The sequence below is a fragment of the Sphaerospermopsis aphanizomenoides BCCUSP55 genome (genome assembly GCF_001586785.1).
GTDB classification, from domain to species: domain Bacteria; phylum Cyanobacteriota; class Cyanobacteriia; order Cyanobacteriales; family Nostocaceae; genus Sphaerospermopsis_A; species Sphaerospermopsis_A aphanizomenoides_A.
On record NZ_LUFH02000002.1, the window covers coordinates 1 to 25,129 of the forward strand.

Consider the following 25,129-nt stretch of genomic DNA (forward strand, 5'->3'; position numbering starts at 1 on the left):
TGTGGGGTGTGGGGTGTGGGGAAAAAAAACTTACTACTGCCTCTTGCCCCTGCTCCCTCTCTTCTTTCCCGCTATCATTGTAAATTGATGGTGGGTGTTGTTTATCTACAATTATCGCCAATTCAGACAATACAAAGAATTTTTGCCAACTTGATTTTTTGACGGAAGTTTTTATGAAAATGGCTGGTCAAAACGCAATTGTTATCGGTGCAAGCATGAGCGGCTTACTGGCTGCCAGAGCATTAGCGGAATATTATACACAAGTAACTATTCTTGAACGTGATATTTTCCCTGCTCATGGCCATAGCCGCAAAGGAGTTCCTCAAGATCGTCATCCTCACGCACTCTTAGCTAAGGGTAAGGAAATCATAGAAGATTTTTTCCCAGGAATCACCCAAGAGTTAATAGACCAAGGCTGCATTTCTGCGGAAATATCCCAAAATTCCCGCTGGGTTGCGGATGGTAAATATTTTTGTAGATATGATAATGGTTTGAGAGGATTGCTGGTTGGCCGTCCTTTGCTAGAAGCTCAAGTACGTCAACGTTTGTTGTCTTTACCTAATGTCCAAGCTATTCAGCAATGTCAAGTTTTGGGGTTAGTGACCAATACAGATAATAGTTGTGTGACTGGAGTCCGCTATATAAATTTAGGTGAGGACAATTCAGAACTAGTCTTAAATGCAGATTTGGTGGTTGATGCCAGTGGTAGAAATTCTAAAAGTTCGAGTTGGTTAGAATCTTTGGGTTATGAACAACCTCTAGAAGAAAAAGTCAAGATTGACATAAGTTATACTACTCGTGTTTATCGTCGCCAAGCTGGAGAGTTGCAAGGTGATAACTTTGTGGTCGTGGGAGCGTCTCTTCCTAATTGGCGCAATGGAGTCATTTCCGCACAGGAGGGCGATCGCTGGATTGTGAGTATCAGCGGTTACTTGGGTGATCATGCACCCACTGAAGAACAAGGATACCTAGAATTTGCTAAATCTATACCTGTTCCAGATATCTATGATTTCCTCCAGCAAGCCGAACCTTTATCAGAATTTATACCCTACAAATTCCCCTCCAGCCAACGTCGCTACTATGAAAAACTCAAGCGGTTTCCTGAAGGTTACTTAGTATTTGGTGATGCCATTTGTAGTTTTAATCCTGTTTACGGTCAAGGAATGACGGTTGCAGCTTTAGAAGCAGTAGCACTGGGAAAATGTCTAGCCACAAAACCCAAAAATCTATCCCAGCGTTTCTTTGCGGCAATCAGTAAATTATTATATGTTCCTTGGAATTTGGCGGTTGGTGGTGATTTAAGAATACCTGAAGTTCAGGGTAAACGTAGTCTGATGCTGCGTTTTCTCAACTGGTATATCAGCAAGTTATACGTTGCAGCAGAGCATGATCCAAAGGTCGTAATGGCTTTTATCAAAGTCGTGAATTTAATGGCTAACCCTCAGAGTCTAATGCATCCAGAGATGATGCTGAGGATACTTTTAGGCAACTTGTGGGTTAAACCAATAGCCCAGCTATCTCCCATCAATGTGAAGCTGTCAGAGGTTTAAAATTACTATCAGATATAGCCGTGGACAGGGTGGTGAGGACATCAATTGATAATGAAACTACCACTACAACAGGGTTTTACTCCTGACTCCTGCCTCCTGCCTCCTGCTATAAATCCCCAACTTATTGAATAAGTCGGGGGTCTGGGTAGCAAAAATTTTGGGAAATGAAAAAATGACCGAGTTACATGAGATGCTATTAAAGCAATCCATTTTTAATTTTTAATTTTTAATTTTTAATTGTCAAAATGCCTGTAATTTCTACTGTTACTGTTAAAGTTCCCGCCACTACTGCGAATTTAGGCCCTGGTTTTGACTGCATTGGTGCAGCTTTAAGGCTCTACAACCAATTTCAGTTTACTCGTCATAACGATGGGTTAATTATTCAAGTCTCTGGGACAGAAGCTGAAAAGGTACAAAAGGATGAAAGTAATCTGTTATATCAGGCTTTTGTAAAGTTATATGAATATATTCAGCAGACACCGCCAGCTGTGAAAATAGAGATTAAGTTGGGTGTACCACTGGCGCGGGGTTTGGGGAGTTCGGCGACGGCTATTGTGGGTGGGTTGGTTGCAGCTAATGAGTTGGCGGGTTCGCCTTTGTCTGATTTGCAGGTGATGGAGTTAGCGATCGCAATGGAAGGACATCCTGATAATGTTGTTCCAGCTTTATTAGGAGGATGCCGTCTGGCGGCTACTAGCAGCAGAGGTTGGGAAATTTGTGAGATTACCTGGCATCGGCATATACTTCCAGTGCTAGCAATTCCTGATTTTGAGTTGTCAACTTCAGAAGCGCGTCGAGTTTTACCCACAGAAGTAAGTCGAGCAGATGCAATTTTCAATACTGCCCATTTTGGTTTATTGTTGCGGGGTTTGGCAACTAATCGGGAAGAATGGTTAAGGGCAGCTTTAGAAGATAGGTTACATCAGCCCTATCGTCAAGCCTTAATTCCTGGTTACGATGAAGTAAATGCTGCGGCTATGGCGGCTGGTGCTTATGGCATGGTAATTAGTGGCGCAGGACCGACTTTATTAGCTTTGACAGATGAATTACATAGACAAGCCGTAATAACAGCGATAGCAGATGCTTGGAAGCAGATGGGAATCAAATCTGTAGTGCGATTGCTTCCCATTGATGTTCAAGGGGCAACTATTTTGTAATGGGTAATTAACAAAATCTAGCTTTGCATAATTGTATAAAGAAACTAGCTAGGAAGGAGAGAAGCGATCGCTCTCGGCTTTTATGCAGTTGATGAGTTCGCTAACTTAATCTTCATTTTTCATTACGTTAACGTGAATTCGATAAACCTCTCCCCAACCCCTCTCCGACGCGGAAAGGGGCATTTTAACCCTTTATTACAAGTATGAAATCATGTTTTTAAGCCTCTCTCCTTTCAGGGGAGAGGTTTGGAGATGGGTTATATAAATTTCGTCGAACTCACGTTACGTTACTTTTAAAATGTGGGTAGGGAGTAAAATCAAATTCCTCTCCATACAATTGAAAAATCTTCTCCTTGATTTCTTTGTGTTCTTCACTTGCTAATCCACGCCCATATACCTGTCTATTTAATTCTATTTTATTGACTAGAAATATGAGTTCTTCTTTATCAAATAATTCAAGATAAGGAGATACAGCTTGCTGAAATCGAGAATCTGCTTGATCGTAACTCCTGCTTGAACAGTAGTAGCTAGATACTATGCGACAAAACAAGTGTTGCCATTCTTCTGTATCAGATATCTCAAATAAGAACTTTAACGATAAATCCTCAAACTCATAAGTGTTACTCTCTACCAAGGATAAGATATCTTGATAATACTGCTCTAAACTATCCTTGAGAAGCCATCCACAAATTCTACCTATATTAGTATTTTCAACATGATGCTGTATTTTAATTTTAGCATCCTCATTAAGAAGATCATAAATTTTGTGATTCTTTGCTAGATACAAAACTAAGTAATTTAAGATTCTTGGATCTGATGAAACATTACTATAGTAGTCTTTCTCTCCTGATATTTTTTCTAAAATTCTTACAGAGTTTTGATTTCCAATTACCTGAAGTGTTCTGTGATTGATGTATCTATTTTTTCTACATTTATCGTTATCAAGTTTAAATACGAATTTCCACAAAGTTCTATAAATCGAGAGTTGAACTTCAGGTTTCAGTCTATTTAAGTATCGGCTATTGACATATTTTTGGACTTTTTCTAGGTTATTAAGTATTTCTGCTGATTCAGCGATATCAACCAAAAATTCATCAATTATTTTTTGTGTGTAGAAAGGAGGCTTTATGAGTAAACCCTCCAGAGTATTTCTGATTAGCGATCTCACAGTTTCCTTATTTGGACTATGCAATTCTCTGTCTGCATTTAATGTAGGGTGAGCAGACAAATGGCGTTGCTTTTGAAGATATCGTAAATTTTCATATTCTGAACCATCTAGCAGTTGTGTTTTGTTATGAGTATCTTCAATTAGTTTAAGTTCCCAAGAAGCTGATTTAGGATCATTTGTTTGCAATGCCGTAAGCTCATCAAGAATTGATTTTGCAACTGGATCTTGGTATAAATCAACAAGATTTTGAAGTTTATAAACTATGTCACAAACAGCAACAGACCAAAGCATCACTACCGCAGAACGATAATTACCATTGTGGTATGAAGAGAGAACCTCTTGAAAATAATCCTTTGTTTTGCCGTAATGTATTCTTTCCGAAAAACTTTCTAAAGAGAATTCTGTCATCACCAATAATTACTCCACTCTATTCTTCCAGATAGTCAAATAGCTAACTTGTAATTGTATCGCAGATGGGGTACAATTATTTATGTATAATTAAGTTACCGCATAACCGTAGTGTGTTCGCCGCTCTTGTCGGTTGGGTTGACAAAAGAAATTTAATTTTCTCCGACTAATTATGAACTACCGAGATTACATCACGATTGAACCAAATAAACGCGGTGGTAAGCCTTGTGTGCGCGGTTTGCGGATAACGGTTTATGAAGTGCTTGAGTACCTAGCTTCGGATATGACAGAAGCAGAAATACTTGAAGACTTTCCCGATCTGAAGCGGGAAGATTTTAAAGCCTGTATCGCTTATGCGGCTGACCGCGAGCGTCGGTTTATGACTGTGCCAATATCCGCATGAAATTACTTTTTGACGAAAATCTCTCTCCCAAGTTGCCACTCCGTTTGACTGACCTTTTTCCAAATTCCCTCCACGTTCGAGATGTTGAGATGAAATCAACTATCGATCCAATAGTTTGGGATTATGCAAAGTCTAATGATTTGATGATTGTCTCAAAAGACGCGGATATGCACGACCTCAGTTTAGTATTTGGGAATCCACCGAAGGTTATTTGGATTCGGCTTGGTAACTGTTCGACTTCACAAGTTGAAAATTTGCTGCGTCGAAATTTTGACGCTATCGCCTTATTTTACCAAGATAAGTATTTATCACTGCTTGCCTTACCATAAAACTTTAGTTGGGTTTTGTACATCAAAAAAGCCTCTACATTTTAGTATATTTTTAGCCGACATTTTAGGGCGTTCGCCTAGTATTCTTTCTCTAATGTAATACCTGACTATTAAAGAAAAGGAGCATTTACTATCAATGACCAATAAAGAAGATATGCTCGTCAGAACAGAGGCAATTTTTAATTCTGCATCTGATAACTTTGATGCTCCAGCATTATCATTTTGGAATCGCTTTGGACAACGAACAATTGATAGACTTGCTCTTCGTAATGGCGATCGCGTTTTAGATGTTTGTTGTGGAACTGGTGCTTCTGCAATTCCCGCCGCATTATCTGTAGGTTCGACAGGAAAGGTACTAGGAATAGATATTGCTGAATCTCTTCTACAACTGGGACGGAATAAGTCAAAACAGCAATGTCTGGAAAATATCGAGTTTCAATATGGAGATTTTCAAAATCTCGGTTTACCAAATGAGAGTTTTGACGCTATTGTTTGTGTGTTCGGAATTTTCTTTGTTCCTGATATGGTTGCAGCGATTCGGGAACTTTGGCGCATGGTTCGTCCCGGTGGTAAACTAGCTATTACTTCCTGGGGAAAAGATGTCTTTGAACCTGCTAATCAAATATTTTGGAATGCAGTGGAGGCTGAACGTCCAGATTTAGTTAAAAAATTTACACCTTGGGATCGGATCAGTGATCCTGCTTCCCTCCAAGCATTACTAGAAGCTGGTGGTGCAACACAGGTAGAGGTGTTTGCAGAAGCAGGTATTCATGAACTGACTAGCCCTGAAGATTGGTGGACAATGGTTTTAGGTGGTGGACTAAGAGGTACAATTGATCAGCTTGATCCGGTGGTAAGGGAGCGTGTCCGACAAGCAAATGTGCGTTTCCTTCAAGCTAATGAAGTTCATGCACTCAAAGTCAATGTTTTATATGCTATCGCCCAAAAGCAATAATGGCTTGTTCACCTATCCTTAATCATTATATATATGGATAAAATTCAGATAGAGATTAAAGAACTCAATTCACAGATTCAATCATTACAGGCAGAACGCGCTAAACTCAGTAATAATCATGTAGAATCTGGAAATAATACTTCAAATTTAGCAATAGTAGAAGCTTATCGTCGTCAAGCTAGGGAAAACCCGGAAATTGCGGCAGAAATTCAAGGTATAGATAGTGCGATCGCTTTTCTAGAACAACAAAAACAACAAAAACAAGCGCAGTTAAATAGTTCACTAACTTTTTCTCAACGTCTTTCTCAACAACAACAGGAATTGGAAGCAGCGAAAAAAGTAGCCCAAATTCATGCCCAGCGTGTGAATGAACTGGCACAAGAACTTGCCGAGGAAATTAAACTGCTCAAAGCCTGCGCTGATGAACTTAGCCCCATGTATTGGCAGGTTTACTATAAACCCTTTATTACCGGATTTAAAACCATCTCTGTTCCCCATGTACGTTCTGATGGGGAAGTGTGGACGATTGTCAACCGTATTGTTTAGGTATTATCAGGAGGCAGAAGGCAGGAGGCAGGAGGCAGAAGGCAGTAGGCAGGAGTCGGGAGGCGGGAGGCAGGAGGCAGGAGGCAGGAGGTAAATATTTTTCTCTGCACCGGTTAGCTGCTTTATTAAATCAACATCAAAATTTTAAACAAAAATTATAACTTAAATTGGCGGCAAATTCAGCCGCTTTTTTGTTGACGTTACAAAATTTTACTCTTAGAATGGCTACGAGACGATGTTAGTAAGTATTTATTACTAAAAATTGTCTGATTTGAAAATATGTAAAGGAAATTGTTTACAAAAGTAACGATTCCTTAATATAATCTAATTAAAAGAAAAATCAAAAATTGATTGTCAACAGTGATGAATCCGATACAGATTCCTTGGCTATCAGCCATAATTTTCTTGCCCTTGGTGGCAACCCTAGCTATTCCCTTTATTCCTGATAAAGACGGTAAAACAGTTCGCTGGTATGGTTTAGGAGTAGCCTTTGCGGACTTTGCATTAATGATTTGTGCCTTTTGGCAAGGTTACGACTTCCAAAGTTCAGCCTTGCAACTGACAGAGAGCTATGCTTGGGTTCCCCAAATTGGCTTGAACTGGGCAGTCGGGGTTGATGGTTTGTCAATGCCCCTCATCCTGTTAACAGGTTTAATCAACACACTTGCAGTATTCGCGGCTTGGAAAGTAACTAACAAGCCGCGTTTATTTTATGGGTTGATGCTGGTGATGTACAGCGCCCAATTAGGCGTATTCCTCGCCCAAGACTTGTTATTGTTCTTCTTAATGTGGGAAATCGAGTTAGTACCTGTTTATTTATTGATTTCCATTTGGGGAGGAAAAAACCGCCGCTACGCAGCTACCAAATTTATTATCTACACAGCCGCTGCATCTATATTTATTCTGGTAGCTGGTTTAACAATGGCTTTCTATGGTGATAACTTCACCTTCAACATGACAGAATTGGGATTGAAAGAATATCCCAAAGTCTTAGAATTGGCTCTATATGCAGGTTTCTTAATTGCTTACGGTGTAAAACTACCAATTTTCCCCTTCCATACCTGGTTGCCTGATGCCCACGGTGAAGCATCTGCTCCTGGTTCAATGGTATTAGCGGGTGTGTTGTTAAAGATGGGTGGTTATGCCCTGATTCGCTTCAACATGGAAATGTTAAGCGATGCCCACGTTGTTTTTGCTCCAGTCTTAGCAATTTTAGGTGTAGTTAATATTGTTTACGGTGCTTGTTGCGCTTTTGCTCAAACCAACCTCAAACGCCGTTTAGCTTATTCTTCAATTGCTCACATGGGGTTTGTATTAATCGGGATTGCATCTTACACAGAAATTGGGATCAGCGGTGCTGTGTTACAGATGGTTTCCCACGGTTTAATTGCTGCTAGTTTGTTCTTCCTCTCTGGTGTAACTTACGAACGTACTCACACCTTGATGATGAATCAAATGGGTGGTATTGCTAAGGTAATGCCCAGAACCTTCGCTCTGTTTACTGCTGGTGCAATGGCTTCTCTAGCTTTACCCGGTATGAGTGGTTTCGTTGGTGAGTTGATGGTGTTCCTGGGTATTGGCACCAGCGATGTTTATAGTTCTAGTTTCAAAGTTGTAGTTATCTTCTTATCAGCAGTTGGTGTAATTCTCACACCTATCTATTTACTCTCTATGTTGCGTCAAGTGTTCTACGGCCAGCAAAGTGAAGAGTTGCATTTAGATGCTGTAGTCGCTGATGTTAGACCTCGTGAATTGTTCATCACTGCTTGTTTGTTGCTACCTATCATTGGGATTGGTTTCTATCCTAAATTAGCTACACAAACCTATGATGTGAAGACTGTGGAAGTTGCTGCTCATGCTCGTCAAGTGTTACCAGTTGTAGCTCGTCAACAACCAGCTAACTTGTACTCACAAATCTTTACTGCACCAACTTTAGCTAGTTCTGAATTCGTTAATATATCTGAGTAATTATAAGGCTCGTCAAGGGCGCTGCTAAATCTTACATAAGAGGGGTTTTAGGGGTGGTTGTGAAAGCTGCCCCTATAATTTTCTTATAATCTGACTTCTGGAAGAATTAGGGTATTTTTTACTACACAAGTAGTAAAATCTAATTTTCAGGACAATCAAAACAATTATGAATACCAGACTACAGCATATAGATATAGCAAAAGGTATAGGCATATTGTTGGTTGTATTTGGTCATAACAATATAAAAGGTAAGTTATTCTACATCATATTTTCTTTTCATCTCCCATTATTTCTATTTTTATCGGGCTTGTTTTTCAATGCTGATGGCAAATTAAAAGAATTAATGTGGAGTAAATTTGACTCAATTATCAAGCCATATTTGACAACGTTGATAATTGTGTATCCTATGTTTCCGAATAATTCAATTATTAATTATTTAGCTGGAATCATTTATAGTACCAGTTTTACCATTCCTCTTGTATGGGGACCTTTGTGGTTTCTTACTCATCTTTGGGCTGTTTGGGTGTTTTCTTGGTTGTTTGTCAGGGTAACAAAACTAAGTTCTATCAAAAGAATTTTCCAAGTTTTGCTGCTGTTGTTATTACTATTAATAGGTTTTTTAATTCGTCGTGTTTTTTGGCAAATCCCTATTCGTTTTGGTGGAGTTACATTTGATTTATTTAGTCAGAATTTTTTACTACCAGGTCTTCCCTTGAGCATTGATATTGTATTTATTAGTGGTTTTTTCTTTTTACTAGGATTTTTGTTAAAGCAAAAGATTTTTGATTTTAAAGTTAAATACAAATATTTGATATTTAGTTTATTATTATTTGGTTTTTGTCATTATTATTTTCAATATACGATTGATTTAAACTTGAGAAGATACGATCACTTAATAATATCAACGTTAGAGGCAATTTCTGGAATATATATGGTTTTGTGTATTTCCAGTTGGATATCTAGATATAAGGTCATAGGAGAGATATTTGCATTTATTGGTACTGGTAGTTTATTTATTTTAATCTTCCATTATATTTTCCAAAGCACAGCATATAATTTTTTGACAACATACTATGAGTCCAACTATTTCACTAAATTTTGTGCTTTTATTATTGGTTCTACGATTCCTTTGTTGATTTGGGAATTGGTCAAACGAAATGACTACTTGTCTTTGTTGTTTTTACCATTAAAATCTAATAAGTTGATGACAAAGAAGAAATGATTTAGGTTGTTAAGATTTATCGTCAGCAAATATGACTGAGTTCTTTGTCAGACTGTTTTATCCGACAGGGGGTTTGAATAATTGTATTGTTGGTTTTTCTTGTTTCAACTCAACCTACTACTATTTCTGGATGATAGTTACGCTTAAAAAGTTTTTATTTTGCTTATGCACAGAAGATAGTTCTTCCTCATCAAAATAAGTATAACAGGTTTTTAGGTCGGTGGAAATGGGTTTTGCTCTTATAAATGCGAAAAAATTAACATTAGGTTTAACAAGAAAGAATCAAATTTAAAACATTCAACTCATTAGAATTTAACAGATATTTTTCTGTAAATATTTTGTTTCTAATTTCTTCTAAGCTATAACTTCTAAATACCACAAATGGGAATTCTTGATAATTATGACCTATGGGTAAAACGTTACCAACAGGATATAATGAACGAATATATATAGATAAAATATCTTTAAAACGTTGATCTTCCGGTTCTTCTGGTTTAGTTTCAAAATATTCTTTCATCACTGCACCACTAATAAACGCAAATAATGGTAAAGCATAATATTGATCTGTGTGTTGACTACTCTGTTCAAGTCTTTGTGTTTTTTCTACCCCATCGCTTAACTTTTTCACCAATTCTATAACATCTTTAATAGCAGATCGTAAATTTTCTGGATAAGAAGATTTGCGACGGGTAATTTCCTGCATATTTTTCCACAGTTCTTCATTAGCGTAGGTTGTTATATCAGCTAGTCGCATTTGATAAGTTTCTTCTAACTTATTAGCAATAGGAACTACCAGTAAAGCTCCACTCATATAACCAGATTCAAGTTTACCAAAATCTAGTAACTTATCGAGAGTATGAGCAATTTCTGAAAACTTACTGTTGAAAGACTTTTGTAATGCTAAATAATTAGACTCAGTTGCATTTTGAATTACAAAATCTGCTCGTCCTAGCAGGTTTTCTAAGTTTGTATAAACTTGTTTCAGCAATACATCGCTTTTAGTGCGTTGATATTCTGTTTTTAATTGACGGATAAGGTTGACCATTTGAGCAGAAAATGTTTCTCCAGCAGCAAAAACAGATTTTCCACCGATAGGAATCAGAATAAAATTATCTCGACCTATGCGACCATAACCAAAAATTCTGGTCATGATAGCAGCTTTTAAAATCAATAAAATATTTAACAGACTTAGCGCACTTTCTTGTAAAGATATTTCTGCGTCATCTTGATAATAAACTGCTCGTTCTGCTAAGTAAAAAATTAGTTCTTTATCCTGATTATCTATATTCTCATTTCCTCGACCTCTATAAATAACCTGAATTATTTCCATCAGGTTTTTTTCGATTTCAAATTTGGGAATTTCTACTAGAATATGTTTAGCTTTAGGAAAAGATAAACCCCGACTACCGGAAGCAGTCATAAAAATGACTTTGACATTTTCCTGAAATTTTTTAATTTCTTTCTTTTCATTCTCAGAAATATTTGCGTGTATTTCTAAATAATCTATACATTTTTCAAATGTTCCCCTGTGTCGCTTAATTTTATCCATCAGTTCTGCTAATTTACGCTTGTTTTGAATATAAACAATTACCTGTTCCACATCTGATCGTTGAAGAAGAGATTCAATATCCATTAAAATTTCATTTTGTAATCCAGATTCTAAATTATATTGTTGCTTTAATCCGGATTTTTCGCTAAATTTAGAAGATTCAACCAATGCTTGATAACTTATAGATAAACTACTTGCTGGGTAAGAGTTAGTATTAATAACAGTTGATTCTAAACCTTTAAATGTCAATGGTTGAACAGAAAGAGGTTGAGCAGTATCTACAGCACGACGAAAATATATTTTATCTGGTTCTGGAGAAGTATCAGATAGGTGTTGAATAATCACATTTTTATCAACAATTGAAGCATCAGCGACAATTACTTTAGTATTAAAACCATGTTGAGAATCCATTAATTGATACTTTTCTATTATTTGATGGATTCCATTTAAAAACTCTACACCTCCATCATCACCTGTAATTTCATCAATCATGATGAATAGATCCTTAATTCTCCCAGATATTTCTTGCATTTGTTGATGTAAAACTATACCATCTGTGGTATTGTAAGCATTGTTAAATAACTGATCAAAATGCTTTAAGGTGTTACCCGCATCAGTTATTTTCAAGGATTGAATAGAAGCGGTTGCGATAATATTATTTGATATTTTTTGTTCCACAATTGTGGAAATAGCTTCGCAAATGCTATTGAGAACACCCTGCTTTTTTTGTCCAACATCTTGAATTACATCTTCCTTCGTTCGCTGGAGTCTGTCCGCACGTCTGGCTTTTTGTTGTTCAATATCCCTACTATCGAGAAAGTGAACAGACTTTTTCGTAAATTTACCCTGACGCTGGTTAGATGTGTATTGAACAGTGTAACGTCCAGGGTTATCTGTAAGTAGGTTACTGTTTGTATTTATAGCTAATAATTTGTCATCAGATAATTTTCCAGTATTTTTATCTTTAAATTTTTCGATGATATCTAGATTAACTTGTTTGCGAGGACTGACATAAAAGAAAAGAAAACCTTCATCTATATGTGTTTTCAAGAAATCAACAATTGCGGTGGTTTTACCAATTCCCGGATTTCCAGTTAAAAATATATAAGTAGATTGAGAAACTAGAGCTTTTTTAATTAATTCAGCATGAGCATCTCTTAATGTTATAGTTCCAGTTAACCCTAACTCATTCATCAATTCTGAAGGAACTTCTCCGACAGAGTTCATAAATCCACTAATTTTCTCTGTGTGACGAGGTAAAATATTAATCTTGTCAGCAGGAATTTCTAAAAGAGAATCAACAAACTCTTTACCGCGTTCAAAACTCTTGTAAGCACTGTTTTTAATTTTATTTAAAACTTGTTTGCGTGCTTGGGGAATTTCTTGAGGACTAGAATCATGTTTGTAAATCTGATAACAGGTTTTTAAGATATCTACATTTTCTTGTTGAATGGATATTGTGCTAATGCCGCGATCACTATATCCTATAGAATTGAAAACTACATTTGCTTTATCTGGGAGAATAGTAGTTTTTTGCAGAAATTCATAGAAGCTATGGAGATAACAAGCAGCTTGAATTGATTTGGTACTTTCTTTATCTCTGTATTTAAAAGCAGTAAAGTATGTCTTTAACCCTTCCGAGAATTCTAAACCAAAAGACTCAGTAACAATACGAAGAATAGAAAAGACACTTTTAAAACGTAAATAGCTAATATCACTCATTAAAAAACGTCGGATAATTGCTATATAATCAATATCTTCAATATCTTCATTAGTAATAATAGAAAACACAGATAAATCAACACAAATAACTCGATATTCTCTACGATTACGTAATAAAATTAAAGTATCTGCATTCAGAAATTCACCTTTTTTCTTATAAGCTGTAATATATTGAGAGATGTTATCTAAGTTATCAAATTGAGTTAATACTTCACCAAACCAGTGAAAATCATCCTTGGTGTCATAAGTACCAATACTGTTATCACCATTAAACCGACATTGATAATATAATATTTCCACATTTGGTAACTTATGTGGTTTATCCCAACCTGTGGATTTGATGTATTCTCGAAAGAAATTAAAACCACTTAAAAAACCCTTTTGAATAAAAAATATACTCCATTTTTTAGCCATTTCTCTTTCTACAGTGCTGATAACTTTATCAACAAATCGCTGTTGGATTTTCTGTAACTTTAGCTGCTGTAATTCTTGACGATATAAGTTACCAAATTTATGCTTAATTTTCTTTTCTTCAATATAAGCAAGAACCCCAACATTAAAACCTACTTCAAACAAACGTCCCAAATCTTCAGCTATTTTAGATTTCATGTTAATCTCCAGATAATTTTTGTGTTAATCTTTGCTTTACTTTGCGTTTAAAATTGTTCTCACAAGAGTTAAAAATGCTAAAGAGTTAAATTCACCTTTTCCTTTAAAATGATTAAACAAAGAAAGCTTACCAACGGATTTATCTCCGATCAAATTTTCGTAAGGATCTAGTTTAATGTGAATTTGTTTGTCAGCTTTTTGGTAGCGCGAGAAGTGAAATAAAGTCAAATATTGCAAGATATCATCTTTTAATAAACCATCAAAAATAAGTCCTTTGTGGATATCTTCATCGTCAAGTATTCCTTGATAAATATTTAACAGTGTCGCATAAGAAATCACACCTCTATAATATCTTTCTTCCTTTTTACCTACTGTTATTCCATTAAATAAATTGAAAAATACAACAGATTTTTTGCTAGGATCTTCGAGTAAATTAGTCAGTTCTGTTGTATCCTGAATATACAAAGAACTTGCTGCGATATTTTCTAGTTTAACCGCATAGTATTTATCAAAAAACATGGGATAGATTTTAATATCATGATATTCAGATTTTAAACCTCTAATTACATCTCTGGACATAAAGAAAAGACCATCATCATCTTCTGTCTGTGTTAGATGTAATGTACTGGTATAAGGTGCTTTAGCAATATAGACAATGTGCTTATATCCCATCCGATAAAGCTGAGTAACTTTATCGATAATCACACTGGGATTTGTAAACATTTCTTGGTTGTTACAGTTGTCAGAAAAAGTTGTAATTAACTGAAATCTAACAGCACTATCTTTCCTTTGTACACCTATAATTTCTCCCATTAAGTTGGATATTTTTGCAGAACCACTCCACCCTCGATCACTTTCACGACTGGAGACAATAATAATGGCTAATTTGTCTAATTGGGGAAATTTTGAGGAACTATGGAAACTAAATTTTTTGGGTAAAACAGAGTACAAAGAACTCATGGTATTAGGAATTTTAAATCCCAAATCTCGGATATCAATTCCTTGTTCATTAGCACGATGTGTTTCGTTAAATAAATGAGATAAAACAGCAGATAAAGAAACTATAAATTTTTCTATCGGTGCATCATCATCTTTACCATGTAGATGTAATCTGAGAATAGGAATAAATAATCTTTTCTGCTTGTCTAATAAAATTTTAAGACAGATATAAGCAAGCAAACCGTAAGTAAATTTATAAACGAAAGCTTGATGAGGTTCTAATTTTTTATCTTCTAAACGATAGGGAAATAATAAAAGTTGACTATTTTTGAAATGTTGACTGTAAATCTTTAAACATCTTGGATCATTTAAAGGTGCAAAAATTACTGGTAATGCACGAATACCATTTAAATCATATTCCATGCTAAAGGTTTCTTGATCATCTGTAGCAAAAAAGTGAATGTCGTTGATAGTAACTTTAGCTGGTAGGGTACAAAGAGAATTTGTTTCTGTATTTGGTTTTCCTAAAGATATGTATTTTAGAACTTCTTTGGGATTTTTTCTCAGAACAGGTTTAAAAAATGTATTGTTATTGAAAATATTCTGGGTATCTTCTTCAAGAATGCCGTTTTTTACAGAAATATGTACAGGATAATCTCTTGTGGGAAAAGAAGTTTTGCGCTTGAGGATATTTTGCAGCACACCCTTGAGACGATTGATTTTAAAATGAACATTAAATTCAGTAAAATCTTCAAAAATTTTCCGTAATAAGTCTTGTTTTGCTATATCGTCAGAACCTTTAAGAATTGAAATTATTCCTTGTTCAAATCCTGCGATAGGATCATATTTTAATTCATCATTGAGATTATAGTCGTCTTTTTTTGGATCTTGGAGAGATGCAAATAAAAAGTAGTACAAAAACGCTATTCTTAAGACATTTTTTGCAAATGATTCTCGTTGTAAAGGATCTGCAAGTGCATCTTTATGTTCTTGACTATCTGGGTTAAGGATATTAAGACGATAATCAAAAACGCTTTTACCACCGTCAGTATGAACTTTACCATCAAACTTTAATTTTAGTCCAAATACAAATTGAATTTCTCCCCCATTTTCATCTTTTGTTTCTCCCAAAAAACCTTCTACTATGGGAATAATTGGCAGCTTATCAAATGCTTCACCACGAGAAAAAGCATCTTTGTAATTAACTTCAGCACCTGCATAAGTGACGAGGTAATCACCATCAGCTTTGTTGCTATCGTTGATATATTCTTCTATAAGTCTGAGTCTTCTAATCAAATCTTCTAAATAAATAGCACCTGCGGCATTTAGATTGCTAGTTTTGGTGTTAATATTTTCTAGCAGAAACTCTAAATAATTTATTTGTGCTTGTTTTTTGAGTTTTCCTAATGTTTCTTTATTGACAACATCTCGCAAACGAAAAAGATCAGAATTTTTATCTTTTTCTAAATCTTCAAGAATGTATTCTAAGTCTTGTTTTTCTTCAGCATTTGCACCCGCAAATTTAATCCGACTATAATTTTCTAAACCCTTTCGCAATTCTGTATCAAAATCACTGGTTTTCTGGACAGAAATAGTTAGCTTATGAACTTTTAGTAATTCTCTGTTTTCAGGATTCTTTTTATTAAAGGTTAACCGTTGTTTTTGCAAATTGTCATAACCAGGAAAAGTATAGGTAAAGTCTAATTTAGCTGTTGTCCCTTTAAATGTCTGTAAATCTGTAATTAATTTACTAATAAATTCCTCTATTGATTCCCTATTTCCTAATGATGATTCTAATATTTTCTCAACACAATCTTTAATTGCATGAATTTGAGTCCGAAACTTTGCTTCAGAACCTGGACTAATATTTACGGTAGCAGAACGGACGCTGTTTGCAGATGCTCCCAAGGGATTTTCTACCTGCAAATTAGCTATTTCAGTAGCTATCTGATCAATATTGATTCGTAACCGTTTTTTATCATCGGAAATTTTAAATATTTGCTGATTTGGTAATACTAATAAAATTTTCGTTAATAAATCAGTATAATCCACATTGGCTAAGTCTGGATTTATTGCTATTTTGTTCATTTACACCCTTCCTTGTTGTCTTGAAAATTACAATTGTTAAATAATAAACCTTTGCAATTTGACAAGTCAAGACACAATAAGCTTGAAAATACCCGACTCCGCGATGAAGCCGGGTATCTATTAAACCAAAGCTGCTACCTTCCCCAACAAACCCGCAAACAAGCGCAAACCATCGCTATTACCTAACGCTTGATCTGCTGCTCTTTCAGGATGTGGCATCATTCCCAAAACATTACCTTCTCGATTACAAATCCCAGCAATGTTGTTTAATGAACCATTGGGATTTTCCCCGTGATAACGAAACAGAACTTGTCCGTTATCTTCAATTTCTGCTAAAGTCTTTTCATCAGCGTAAAATCGCCCTTCTCCGTGAGCAATGGGTAAAGTGATAATTTCACCTTCTGCATAACCATGAGTCCAAGGTAAATTATTACGCTCAACTTTCAACGGAGAGCGATCGCAAATAAAGTGCAAATTTTCATTTCTAGCCAAAGCCCCAGGTAATAAACCCGCTTCAGTTAATACCTGGAAACCATTGCAAATACCGATGACAAACTTACCTTTTTGTGAGTGTTCAATCACCTGTTGCATCACAGGAGAAAAGCGTGCGATCGCCCCACAACGCAAATAATCACCGTAACTAAAGCCACCAGGGACAATAATTACATCTATATCACTAATATCAGTCTCTTGATGCCAAACCATGCGCGTTGGTTGTCCTAGCAAATCTCTAGTAACATACGCAACATCACGGTCACAGTTAGACCCTGGAAAAACTAAAACACCGAATTTCATAAATAAGGGAATAGGGAATAGGGAATAGGGAATAGGGAATAGGGAATAGGTGACAGGTGACAGGTGACAGGTGACAGGTGACAGGTGACAGGTGACAGGTGACAGGTGACAGGTGACAGTAAAAAGAAGAAACTCTACACCCCACACCCCACACCCTACACCCCACACCCTACACCCTACACCCTACACCCTACACCCCACACCCAGTCCCCATTACCTAAAAAACACCAGTTTGTGATTCCACTTCAATCAAATCAAAGCGATAATTTTCTATCACTGGATTTGCTAACATTTGGTCACACATTTGGTTGAGGTCTTGACGTGCTTTCGTCTCATCAGGTGAGATGAGAGTTAGTTCTATGTACTTACCGATACGCACCTGTTCCACGTTATCGTGTCCCATTTGCTTGAGGCTAGATTGTACAGCCACACCAGCAGGGTCTAAAACTGAAGGACGAAGGGTAACGAAAATTTTAGCTAGATACTTCCTTTGCATTAGGCTTTTGCTGAATGCTGCGATCGCTATCCTATAACTTTTATGCTGCAACTGAGTGAAAATAAGATCACAAACTAGTTAGAGTTAATTTATCAGTGAACAGATCACAAATCCTCACTCTCAATTTCTCAGTCTAAAATTCTACACCTAAAATTCTAAATCGGTATGAGAGCTATACGCACACGCAGTCAAGACCGGATATTGAACCTTCTAAAAAACCTTAAACAAGGCATTTCCGCACAGGATCTGTACATAGAACTACGTAATCGTAGTCAAAGCATGGGTTTAGCAACTGTTTACCGTTCACTAGAAGCCCTGAAACTGGAAGGGAAAGTACAAGTACGGACTTTGGCTAACGGTGAAGCCCTCTACAGTTTAACGCAGCAGGATAAACATCATCTTACTTGCTTACAGTGTGGTCTTTCCATCCCCATTCATCAATGTCCTGTCCATGAACTGGAAACCGAGTTACAATCCAGCCATAATTTTAAAGTTTTTTACCACACCCTAGAATTTTTCGGCTTGTGTAGTCAATGTCAGGAAGAAGGGAATAGGGAATAGGGAATAGGGAAGAGGCAAGAGGCAAGAGGCAAGAGGCAAGAGAAGAAATTTCTCCCCTGTCATCTGTCACCTTTTACAGCTAAGTACCCAAGCAAAATTAATTTAACATATAGAGTGAAAACAAAAATGTTTGTATTCCTTACCTGTTCCCTCTCCTAACTATAAAATTTATTTTGCACGACTACTTATTACTATAGTTGGTGAAAACCTGGTAGAGCAAATTCTGACGTAGAATGTAGAATCTCCGTGGCTTTAGCCTGGAGAGTGTCAATTTGTGATTAACTACATCTAGACAATCACTATTTAAGGAAAGCTATTTTTTATTAATTTTTACATTTATGATGATTTCTACTCAGCCAATCATGAATTGCTCAAATCCTGATTGTAATCAACCCATTAATAATATAGGCGATCGCTTATGTAAAAGTTGTCAAACACCCCTAGTTTACCGCTATCTTTGGGCGACTGGTTCAATGGCAGCAGAAATTACACCAGGTACAAAAGTTGCGGACAGATATGAGGTAATAACTGAGCAAATTTGGCTAGATACCCAACCAGGACTAACACCAGAATTCCCGTCAGAATTGCCACCAACAGTTATTCCTTACCTAAAATTATATCCTGAACAATTACACATCCCCCAACCCTACGGCTTTACAAGTTCCTCACCAGAAGAGGTAGATGATATTCTGCTGCTAGAAAATGCACCCATAGATAGCACAGGAAATCTCTACCCCATCATTACCGAAGTTTGGGAAGAAGCAAAAGCAGTTAGACAAGCCTACTGGCTATGGCAAATTCTCCAACTGTGGACACCTTTATCAGAATTGGGAGTAGCCGCAAGTCTGCTATCACCAAATAACTTGCGTGTCCAGGGTTGGTGTGTAAAGCTACTAGAACTGCACCAAACACCAGAAACTCTTACTTTACAGGATTTAGGTCATTCTTGGCAGTCGTGGGTACTAGTCGCAAAAGCAGAAATAGCCCAAGGAGTAGGTAGCATCATTCATCAGATGTGCCGGGGTACAGTAGATTTAGAGACAATTACCCATGAACTCAATCAATTATTACTAGCAGCAGCAGCAGAGTTGCCCTTAATGCTGACAGTGGCAGGAGTCACAGATAAAGGTGCGGTGATGAAGCACAATGAGGATGCCTGTCACCCCAGTAATTCTACTGTTTTAGTAGACAACAATTTAAACCCACATCTATCAATAGTTTGCGATGGCATTGGTGGTCACGAAGGCGGAGAAGTAGCCAGTCAATTAGCAGTGCAATCTCTGAAATTACAAACTCGTGCCTTGTTACAAAATTTGGCAGAACAAACAGAAATTTTCTCCCCCAGCTTGTTACAGCAACAATTAGCAGCCAGCTTGCGGGTAGTCAATAATATGATTTGGTCGCGCAACGACGAACAAAACCGCCAAGGTAGAGAACGAATGGCAACAACTTTAGTCATGGCCATACAATTACCCCAGCGAATCATGACTAACTCCGGCTGGGAGTCAGAAAATACCCATGAACTGTATTTAGCCAATGTTGGTGATAGTCGTGCTTACTGGATAACTACCAATTATTGCCAGTTATTAACCATAGATGATGATATGGCCACGCGGACAGTTTGCTTAGGTCAAAGTTTGTATCGTCAAGCTATACAAACAAGCAATGCCAACGCCCTGACACAAGCACTAGGCACAAAAGAAGCGGAATTTCTCAACTTTGCCATTAAACGCTTAATTTTGGAAGAAGACGGCATTTTATTACTCTGTTCCGATGGTTTAAGTGATCATCACTGGGTAGAACAATCTTGGCAAGATTTTGCTGTACCAGTGTTAACAGGTAAACTAAATTTAGAGGATGCTGCTCATAACTGGGTAAAACTGGCAAATGCAAAAAACGGTCAAGATAACATATCTGTTGTTCTCACCCTGTGCCGAATCTCCCAAGCCCATTTAGTTCCTGTTCCACCCGCATCAATAGTAGTTGAATCTACGGAAGAGGAACTAGCAATAACAGCACCACAGACAGAAACTTCAGAATTAGAAGTATCAACGACAGAAACATTGACTGACAGTTCCCAAGCTTTATTGAATTTGGATCTGGCAGAAAAACCAGCCCTTCCCCCAACCAAAGAAAGAAGTCGAGGCCGCTTAGTAGTGATGCTAGGAGGATTTTTGGTATTGCTGGTGGGGGGTACAGGTTTAGGTTTATTTGCTTGGTGGCAACTTCAGCCTGAGTCATTTGGGAAAGTTTGTCGCCAACTTCCCCCGCAATTAGAGAAATTCTGCCCGAAATAAGTACCGAGTACCGATTTCTGAGTAACGAGTGCTGAGTGCTGAGTGCTGAGTGCTGAGTAAGAATTTGCCTCCCCTGCTTCCCCTGCTTCCCCTGCCTCTTCTTCCTCTTCTTCCTCCACACCCTACACCCTACACCCTACACCCTGCCCCATACCCAATTTCCTGTTTAAACCATTAGATTCTCGTATTCTGTTCCTCAATCTTACAAATATTTCGCCAACCGCGAGATATGGTAAAATCAGCCAAAAGTGAAAAATCAGTAATAAAGTCCGCTTGGTGCTGAAGATGACCATCTAACTCTTGGTAGCAGCAATAGTCTATCTTGAGTAACAGTTCATTAAAGCAATTTCAGTGACGGATAGCTGTAAAGATGGTTTTGGAACAGCAAAAGTTAAGTGTAAGTAATGCTATGAAAGTTGGCGATCGCGTCCGTGTTAAAGAATCGGTAGTAGTTTATCATCATCCTGAACATCGCGGTCAGGCTTTTGACCTCAAAGGCACAGAAGGCGAAATTACTGCTATTGCCACCCAATGGCAAGGCAGACCTGTAAGTGCTAACTTACCGATATTAGTTCAGTTTAGTAAAAAATTTAAAGCTCATTTACGCGAGGGTGAATTAGAAGTTATCAATTGACAATTGACAATTGACAATTGACAACTGTTTCATTCAAGGCTTCCGCCGTGAGCGTCAGCCGAACGGTTTTAAACCTCTCCTTTCCAGGAGAAAAAAAGAAAAAATTTCCTATGTCTCAAACATCTCACTGCCAAGACGAGGTAACTTTCTATTGTCAATTGTCAACTTTTGAACTACATCTATCCCAATTAATTTAAAAGTCCTTAGCGGCGAAGAAACCACCCCATAATATTTATTTCGCCGCGCATTTTTTCTAACTCTCTCCGGTTTTGGTCTGCGGTTTTGTAATACCATTCACAATAGCGTTTAAATTCGGAACGGGTCTCAACTTCGTGGTAAAATTCTACAGTTGTTTGGTGAACAGCAAAGATTTCTTGAGTTTCTGGTTGAGAGGAAGGGACGATATAGGGTAGTTCTTTCATTGGTAATTGATAATTGGTAATTGATAATTGATAATTGACAATTGATAATTAGTAATTGTCCATTTTTGAAAATTCAGAAGTTTTTTAATTTTTAATTTTTAATTTTTAATTTTCAAAGCCAACCCCGTAAGCTATAAATAAAACTGCCAATATATTCTTTTAAAGCGTTGGTGAATTGGTGCAAATTATTGGCATCTGGTAATAAATTCAGGATAGCGCCTTTGGGAGTGCTGGTGAGTTCTTCCAGTTCCCCTTTGCTAACGAGAAAGTCAGTGGGTGCAGGAATTACATCCATACCTTGACGCTGAAATATTTTGAGCGATCGCGGTGTGTGCATAGCTGATGTCACCAACAGTACCTTTTTAATTCCCCGATTTGTGAGAATTTTTTTGACATTAACAGCATTTTGATAGGTATTTAAAGAATCTGGTTCTTGAATAATAGCCTCAGCAGGAATTCCAAGGGATATCAAAATATTAGCCATATCAGCAGCTTCAGGAGAACCACTACCACGCCAATCAATGCGTCCACCACTCAAAACAATTATAGGCGCTTTTTTTTGGCGATAGAGTTGAGCGGCATAAATAACGCGATCGCCAGATTCACTCAAATCTACAGTCGGACGAGGCCACACACCTGATTTTGTCGCACCACCCAATACCACAATAGCCTCAACTTGGGGTATTTCAGCCGAGGGGATATTTTGCCATTCTAGCGATCGCACCAAACTTTTAGCCACCCAGGCGTTACTGCAAACCAATAATAGAACTAAAGACAGAGAAATACAAATCGCAGCAATCTTGGGACGTTTCCATAAAGTCACCAAAGCCACAATTAAACCCACACTAGCTAAACCCAAAGGATAAAAAAACAGAGGTAATAATTTAGAAAGATATAGGAACATAATTCGTAATTCGTAATTCGTAATAATGCCTCCGGCACGCTGCTGCGCGAACGTAATTCGTAATTCGTAATTATTGATTTTCTCCCCTGATCCCCCTGCTTGTTCTGTCACCTGTCACTTGTCACCTCTTTGCCAAAATCGAAAATTGAAACTGCCACTAGGACGACGGTAACGAGGGCTAGATATTCTTTTATTGCGTGCAACCTTTCTTTCATTGGGAAATTCAATATCTTCTTCCACCAAGTCATCTGGTAGTTGAGTTTTAGTTGCTTCCTTACTTCTCCACCAAGCAATAATCCAACCTCCACCTACAGCAGCTATTCCCCCAAATAAAATACTTAGTGGTGCTGGATAACCCAGAAACACAAAACCAAACATAAAAACTAACCAATATTTCAGTGCGGCATCAATGCCATCATTAGAAGCTACATCTGGTATTTGGGGATTCTGTTCATTGACTGTTGTAAACCAACCTAAAGCAACGCCTCCCATAATACCAAAAAACAAACTCAGTATTAATGAAGCTCCTGCAAAACTAGCAATAATGGCTAACAGAAAACCAAATACCAATTGAGAAAAAAAGTTTGGTGAAGAACCTAATATTTCACTGAGGATATTTTTGTTGGATGCCATAATTTTAGGAATTCAAAATTTTAAAAATAGGGAACAGGGAACAGGGAACAGGGAACAGGGAACAGAAGGCAAGAGACAAGAGGCAAAAGTTAATATTCTCCCCCTGCTTCCCCTGCTTCCCATGCCTCCCCTGCTTTCTTCACTGTCACCTGTCACCTACTATAATTGTGCATCTAGAGGTTGAGTTGTATCCAATATTTTAAGATAAGGTTGTTCCTGTTCTGTAAAAGCTTCAAATTGTTTAATTTGAGATGCTAATAAATCCACAGTAGCATCAGCAATATCACCAGTACGGTTAACAAGGCGCTCTTGCAACACTTCTATTGGTGCAGTGCAGTGGATCATCTGTAAAGGTAATTGATGTTTTTGTGCTTGAGATATCGCCTCCTGTCGCAAATGTTGACGGTCATATTTAGCATCTAAAATCACACACCAACCTTGATGAGCCAGTGAAATTCCCAATGACAACAACCTGTCATAAGTCTTCTGTGTCATCTCCGGTGTATATATTTCATCACTTCCTCGTTCCATAAGAGGAATACCCGCCAAATGTTTTCTAACTGCATCAGAACGGAGATGAACTGCATTTAATTTCCGCGCTAAATATTTAGCTGTTGTACTTTTACCAGCACCAGACAGACCAGACATTAAAATCAATTGCCCCTGCTTAGGTTGAGTATAATCCCAGGCTTGTTGATAATATGCAGATGCCGTTTTTCCTGCTTCTTCCTTCACCGTTGCAGGTATATTTGGATCATCCAATAAAAACGAAGTCACCTTAGCGCGAACATAGGCTTGACGACTTAAATACAAAGGTAAAACCTGTAAACCTTCCCAATCTCCCGTTTGTTCTGCATAGGCATTTAAAAAGGCATTTCCTAAATCTTGTCGCCCTTTTGCTTCTATATCCATCACTGTAAATGCCACATCATACATAACATCAACAAACCGAAATGGCTCATTGAACTCGATGCAGTCAAACAACAAAATTTTGTCGTGCCATGTAGCAATATTTCTTAAATGTAAATCTCCATGACATTCACGAATGCAGTTTTTAGCAATTCTACTAACAAACAATTCTGGGCATTGGTCAAAAAAGTTATCTGTATATGCTTTTGTTTGCTCAAATCTTTCTTGTGTCTGCGGACCACCTATATACTTAAAGGTTTGTTCATAATTTTCATCAATAGCTAACCGCACTTGTGACACTTCACCAAAACTACGAATATAATCATTTGTCTTTGTTTGAGCATGGTATTGAGCTACGACTTTACCCAATTCTGCCAAGTGCGTCTCGTTTAACTTATTTTGAGCAAAAAGTTCACTAAAGAGGGCATCTTGGGGAAATTGACGCATTTTGAGCGCATATTCAACAGCCTCTTCTGTACCTCCTAGATGATATTGTTCTCCATCTAAAAATACAGGTAAAACTTCCAAATATAATTCACCTGCTCCCCGTTGATTCAAGCGTAATTCTTGCTGACAAAAATGCTGGCGTTTTTCTAAAGTGGAATAGTCTAAAAAGCCAAAATCTACAGGTTTTTTCAGCTTATAAGCATAATCTCCAGTTAGCAAGACATAAGAAACATGAGTTTGAATTAATTCAATTGGTTCTGTAACTGGATGGGGATAGAATCCAGGTTGTAACATTTGCTGAATTAAAGCTGGAAGATTTGCTTCTGTCATAGGATTTACGTGATGGAAGGGTGTGGGGTGTAGAGAATAAATATCAGCTTGTTATTCTTATAGCTTTTTCCTCCTCACTCCTGCCTTC

Annotated in this window: 20 protein-coding genes; 11 read left to right on the forward strand and 9 right to left on the reverse strand. The window is 37.3% G+C overall.

Annotated features, from left to right (window positions below):
• Nucleotides 1-179: 179 nt before the first annotated feature.
• Complete coding sequence (locus A0J48_RS00595; RefSeq protein WP_200319331.1) at nt 180-1,550, forward strand: FAD-dependent oxidoreductase; 1,371 nt, start codon at nt 180-182, stop codon at nt 1,548-1,550.
• Nucleotides 1,551-1,795: 245 nt separating this feature from the next.
• The gene (thrB, locus tag A0J48_RS00600) at nt 1,796-2,707 is read left to right on the forward strand and encodes a homoserine kinase (protein ID WP_200319333.1); all 912 of its coding nucleotides are present in this window, start codon (nt 1,796-1,798) and stop codon (nt 2,705-2,707) included.
• 277 nt (nt 2,708-2,984) lie between these two features.
• Here thrB and A0J48_RS00605 read toward each other — a convergent pair whose 3' ends face one another.
• A complete protein-coding gene (locus A0J48_RS00605) occupies nt 2,985-4,283 on the reverse strand; it encodes a hypothetical protein (protein WP_200319335.1) in 1,299 nt (432 codons plus the stop codon).
• Between the two features lie 172 nt (nt 4,284-4,455).
• On the opposite strand from A0J48_RS00605, the gene A0J48_RS00610 reads away from it, so the two are divergent.
• The 6 genes from A0J48_RS00610 (at nt 4,456) to A0J48_RS00635 (ending at nt 9,706) form a co-directional block, all read left to right on the forward strand.
• Entirely contained in the window at nt 4,456-4,686 is a 231-nt protein-coding gene (locus tag A0J48_RS00610; protein ID WP_200319337.1) for a DUF433 domain-containing protein, read from the forward strand.
• Nucleotides 4,683-5,015: a DUF5615 family PIN-like protein gene (locus tag A0J48_RS00615; protein WP_200319339.1), complete on the forward strand. Its 333-nt coding sequence runs from the start codon at nt 4,683-4,685 to the stop codon at nt 5,013-5,015. The genes A0J48_RS00610 and A0J48_RS00615 overlap by 4 nt, the downstream gene beginning before the upstream one ends.
• Before the next feature lie 136 nt (nt 5,016-5,151).
• Entirely contained in the window at nt 5,152-5,970 is an 819-nt protein-coding gene (locus tag A0J48_RS00620; protein ID WP_200319341.1) for a class I SAM-dependent methyltransferase, read from the forward strand.
• A 33-nt stretch (nt 5,971-6,003) separates the two neighbouring features.
• Nucleotides 6,004-6,516, forward strand: a complete 513-nt coding sequence (locus A0J48_RS00625; protein ID WP_200319343.1) for a coiled-coil domain-containing protein — start codon at nt 6,004-6,006, stop codon at nt 6,514-6,516.
• Between the two features lie 363 nt (nt 6,517-6,879).
• Entirely contained in the window at nt 6,880-8,484 is a 1,605-nt protein-coding gene (locus A0J48_RS00630; protein WP_200319345.1) for an NAD(P)H-quinone oxidoreductase subunit 4, read from the forward strand.
• Between the two features lie 166 nt (nt 8,485-8,650).
• On the forward strand, nt 8,651-9,706 hold the full coding sequence (locus A0J48_RS00635; protein ID WP_200319347.1) for an acyltransferase family protein: 1,056 nt from the start codon (nt 8,651-8,653) through the stop codon (nt 9,704-9,706).
• A gap of 268 nt (nt 9,707-9,974) precedes the next feature.
• On the opposite strand, the gene A0J48_RS00640 is transcribed toward A0J48_RS00635, so the two are convergent.
• From A0J48_RS00640 to purS, 4 genes are all read right to left on the reverse strand, one after another.
• Complete coding sequence (locus A0J48_RS00640) at nt 9,975-13,586, reverse strand: helicase-related protein (protein WP_200319349.1); 3,612 nt, start codon at nt 13,584-13,586, stop codon at nt 9,975-9,977.
• A 36-nt stretch (nt 13,587-13,622) separates the two neighbouring features.
• Entirely contained in the window at nt 13,623-16,613 is a 2,991-nt protein-coding gene (locus tag A0J48_RS00645; protein ID WP_200319351.1) for a hypothetical protein, read from the reverse strand.
• 120 nt (nt 16,614-16,733) lie between these two features.
• Nucleotides 16,734-17,408 carry a phosphoribosylformylglycinamidine synthase subunit PurQ gene (gene purQ, locus A0J48_RS00650; RefSeq protein WP_200319353.1) on the reverse strand — a complete coding sequence of 225 codons (675 nt, stop codon included), beginning with the start codon at nt 17,406-17,408 and terminating at the stop codon, nt 16,734-16,736.
• A gap of 217 nt (nt 17,409-17,625) precedes the next feature.
• Nucleotides 17,626-17,904, reverse strand: coding sequence for a phosphoribosylformylglycinamidine synthase subunit PurS (purS, locus tag A0J48_RS00655; RefSeq protein ID WP_200319355.1), 279 nt, complete (start codon nt 17,902-17,904; stop codon nt 17,626-17,628).
• A 165-nt stretch (nt 17,905-18,069) separates the two neighbouring features.
• On the opposite strand from purS, the gene A0J48_RS00660 reads away from it, so the two are divergent.
• From A0J48_RS00660 to A0J48_RS00670, 3 genes are all read left to right on the forward strand, one after another.
• Nucleotides 18,070-18,465: a Fur family transcriptional regulator gene (locus A0J48_RS00660; protein ID WP_200319357.1), complete on the forward strand. Its 396-nt coding sequence runs from the start codon at nt 18,070-18,072 to the stop codon at nt 18,463-18,465.
• A 341-nt stretch (nt 18,466-18,806) separates the two neighbouring features.
• Nucleotides 18,807-20,762 carry a PP2C family protein-serine/threonine phosphatase gene (locus tag A0J48_RS00665; RefSeq protein WP_200319483.1) on the forward strand — a complete coding sequence of 652 codons (1,956 nt, stop codon included), beginning with the start codon at nt 18,807-18,809 and terminating at the stop codon, nt 20,760-20,762.
• Nucleotides 20,763-21,132: 370 nt separating this feature from the next.
• Entirely contained in the window at nt 21,133-21,396 is a 264-nt protein-coding gene (locus A0J48_RS00670; RefSeq protein WP_411841114.1) for a ferredoxin-thioredoxin reductase variable chain, read from the forward strand.
• 203 nt (nt 21,397-21,599) lie between these two features.
• On the opposite strand, the gene A0J48_RS00675 is transcribed toward A0J48_RS00670, so the two are convergent.
• From A0J48_RS00675 to A0J48_RS00690, 4 genes are all read right to left on the reverse strand, one after another.
• Nucleotides 21,600-21,818 (reverse strand): hypothetical protein, encoded by a 219-nt coding sequence (locus A0J48_RS00675; RefSeq protein WP_200319358.1) that lies wholly within the window; start codon nt 21,816-21,818, stop codon nt 21,600-21,602.
• A 112-nt stretch (nt 21,819-21,930) separates the two neighbouring features.
• A complete protein-coding gene (locus tag A0J48_RS00680) occupies nt 21,931-22,722 on the reverse strand; it encodes a YdcF family protein (protein ID WP_200319487.1) in 792 nt (263 codons plus the stop codon).
• Nucleotides 22,723-22,836: 114 nt separating this feature from the next.
• Nucleotides 22,837-23,355 carry a hypothetical protein gene (locus tag A0J48_RS00685; protein WP_200319360.1) on the reverse strand — a complete coding sequence of 173 codons (519 nt, stop codon included), beginning with the start codon at nt 23,353-23,355 and terminating at the stop codon, nt 22,837-22,839.
• Nucleotides 23,356-23,514: 159 nt separating this feature from the next.
• Complete coding sequence (locus A0J48_RS00690) at nt 23,515-25,041, reverse strand: bifunctional aminoglycoside phosphotransferase/ATP-binding protein (protein ID WP_200319362.1); 1,527 nt, start codon at nt 25,039-25,041, stop codon at nt 23,515-23,517.
• Nucleotides 25,042-25,129 lie beyond the last annotated feature (88 nt).

Excerpts from the sequence above, each read along its gene's own strand:
- A0J48_RS00685 (WP_200319360.1), bottom strand. The coding sequence starts at position 23,355 with ATGGCATCCAACAAAAATATCCTCAGTGAAATATTAGGTTCTTCACCA.
- A0J48_RS00675 (WP_200319358.1), bottom strand. The coding sequence starts at position 21,818 with ATGAAAGAACTACCCTATATCGTCCCTTCCTCTCAACCAGAAACTCAA.
- purQ (WP_200319353.1), bottom strand. The coding sequence starts at position 17,408 with ATGAAATTCGGTGTTTTAGTTTTTCCAGGGTCTAACTGTGACCGTGAT.
- A0J48_RS00630 (WP_200319345.1), top strand. The coding sequence starts at position 6,880 with ATGAATCCGATACAGATTCCTTGGCTATCAGCCATAATTTTCTTGCCC.
- A0J48_RS00615 (WP_200319339.1), top strand. The coding sequence starts at position 4,683 with ATGAAATTACTTTTTGACGAAAATCTCTCTCCCAAGTTGCCACTCCGT.
- A0J48_RS00645 (WP_200319351.1), bottom strand. The coding sequence starts at position 16,613 with ATGAACAAAATAGCAATAAATCCAGACTTAGCCAATGTGGATTATACT.
- A0J48_RS00605 (WP_200319335.1), bottom strand. The coding sequence starts at position 4,283 with ATGACAGAATTCTCTTTAGAAAGTTTTTCGGAAAGAATACATTACGGC.
- A0J48_RS00620 (WP_200319341.1), top strand. The coding sequence starts at position 5,152 with ATGACCAATAAAGAAGATATGCTCGTCAGAACAGAGGCAATTTTTAAT.
- A0J48_RS00635 (WP_200319347.1), top strand. The coding sequence starts at position 8,651 with ATGAATACCAGACTACAGCATATAGATATAGCAAAAGGTATAGGCATA.
- purS (WP_200319355.1), bottom strand. The coding sequence starts at position 17,904 with ATGCAAAGGAAGTATCTAGCTAAAATTTTCGTTACCCTTCGTCCTTCA.
- A0J48_RS00640 (WP_200319349.1), bottom strand. The coding sequence starts at position 13,586 with ATGAAATCTAAAATAGCTGAAGATTTGGGACGTTTGTTTGAAGTAGGT.
- A0J48_RS00680 (WP_200319487.1), bottom strand. The coding sequence starts at position 22,722 with ATGTTCCTATATCTTTCTAAATTATTACCTCTGTTTTTTTATCCTTTG.
- thrB (WP_200319333.1), top strand. The coding sequence starts at position 1,796 with ATGCCTGTAATTTCTACTGTTACTGTTAAAGTTCCCGCCACTACTGCG.
- A0J48_RS00670 (WP_411841114.1), top strand. The coding sequence starts at position 21,133 with ATGGTTTTGGAACAGCAAAAGTTAAGTGTAAGTAATGCTATGAAAGTT.
- A0J48_RS00660 (WP_200319357.1), top strand. The coding sequence starts at position 18,070 with ATGAGAGCTATACGCACACGCAGTCAAGACCGGATATTGAACCTTCTA.
- A0J48_RS00595 (WP_200319331.1), top strand. The coding sequence starts at position 180 with ATGGCTGGTCAAAACGCAATTGTTATCGGTGCAAGCATGAGCGGCTTA.
- A0J48_RS00625 (WP_200319343.1), top strand. The coding sequence starts at position 6,004 with ATGGATAAAATTCAGATAGAGATTAAAGAACTCAATTCACAGATTCAA.
- A0J48_RS00665 (WP_200319483.1), top strand. The coding sequence starts at position 18,807 with ATGATTTCTACTCAGCCAATCATGAATTGCTCAAATCCTGATTGTAAT.
- A0J48_RS00690 (WP_200319362.1), bottom strand. The coding sequence starts at position 25,041 with ATGACAGAAGCAAATCTTCCAGCTTTAATTCAGCAAATGTTACAACCT.
- A0J48_RS00610 (WP_200319337.1), top strand. The coding sequence starts at position 4,456 with ATGAACTACCGAGATTACATCACGATTGAACCAAATAAACGCGGTGGT.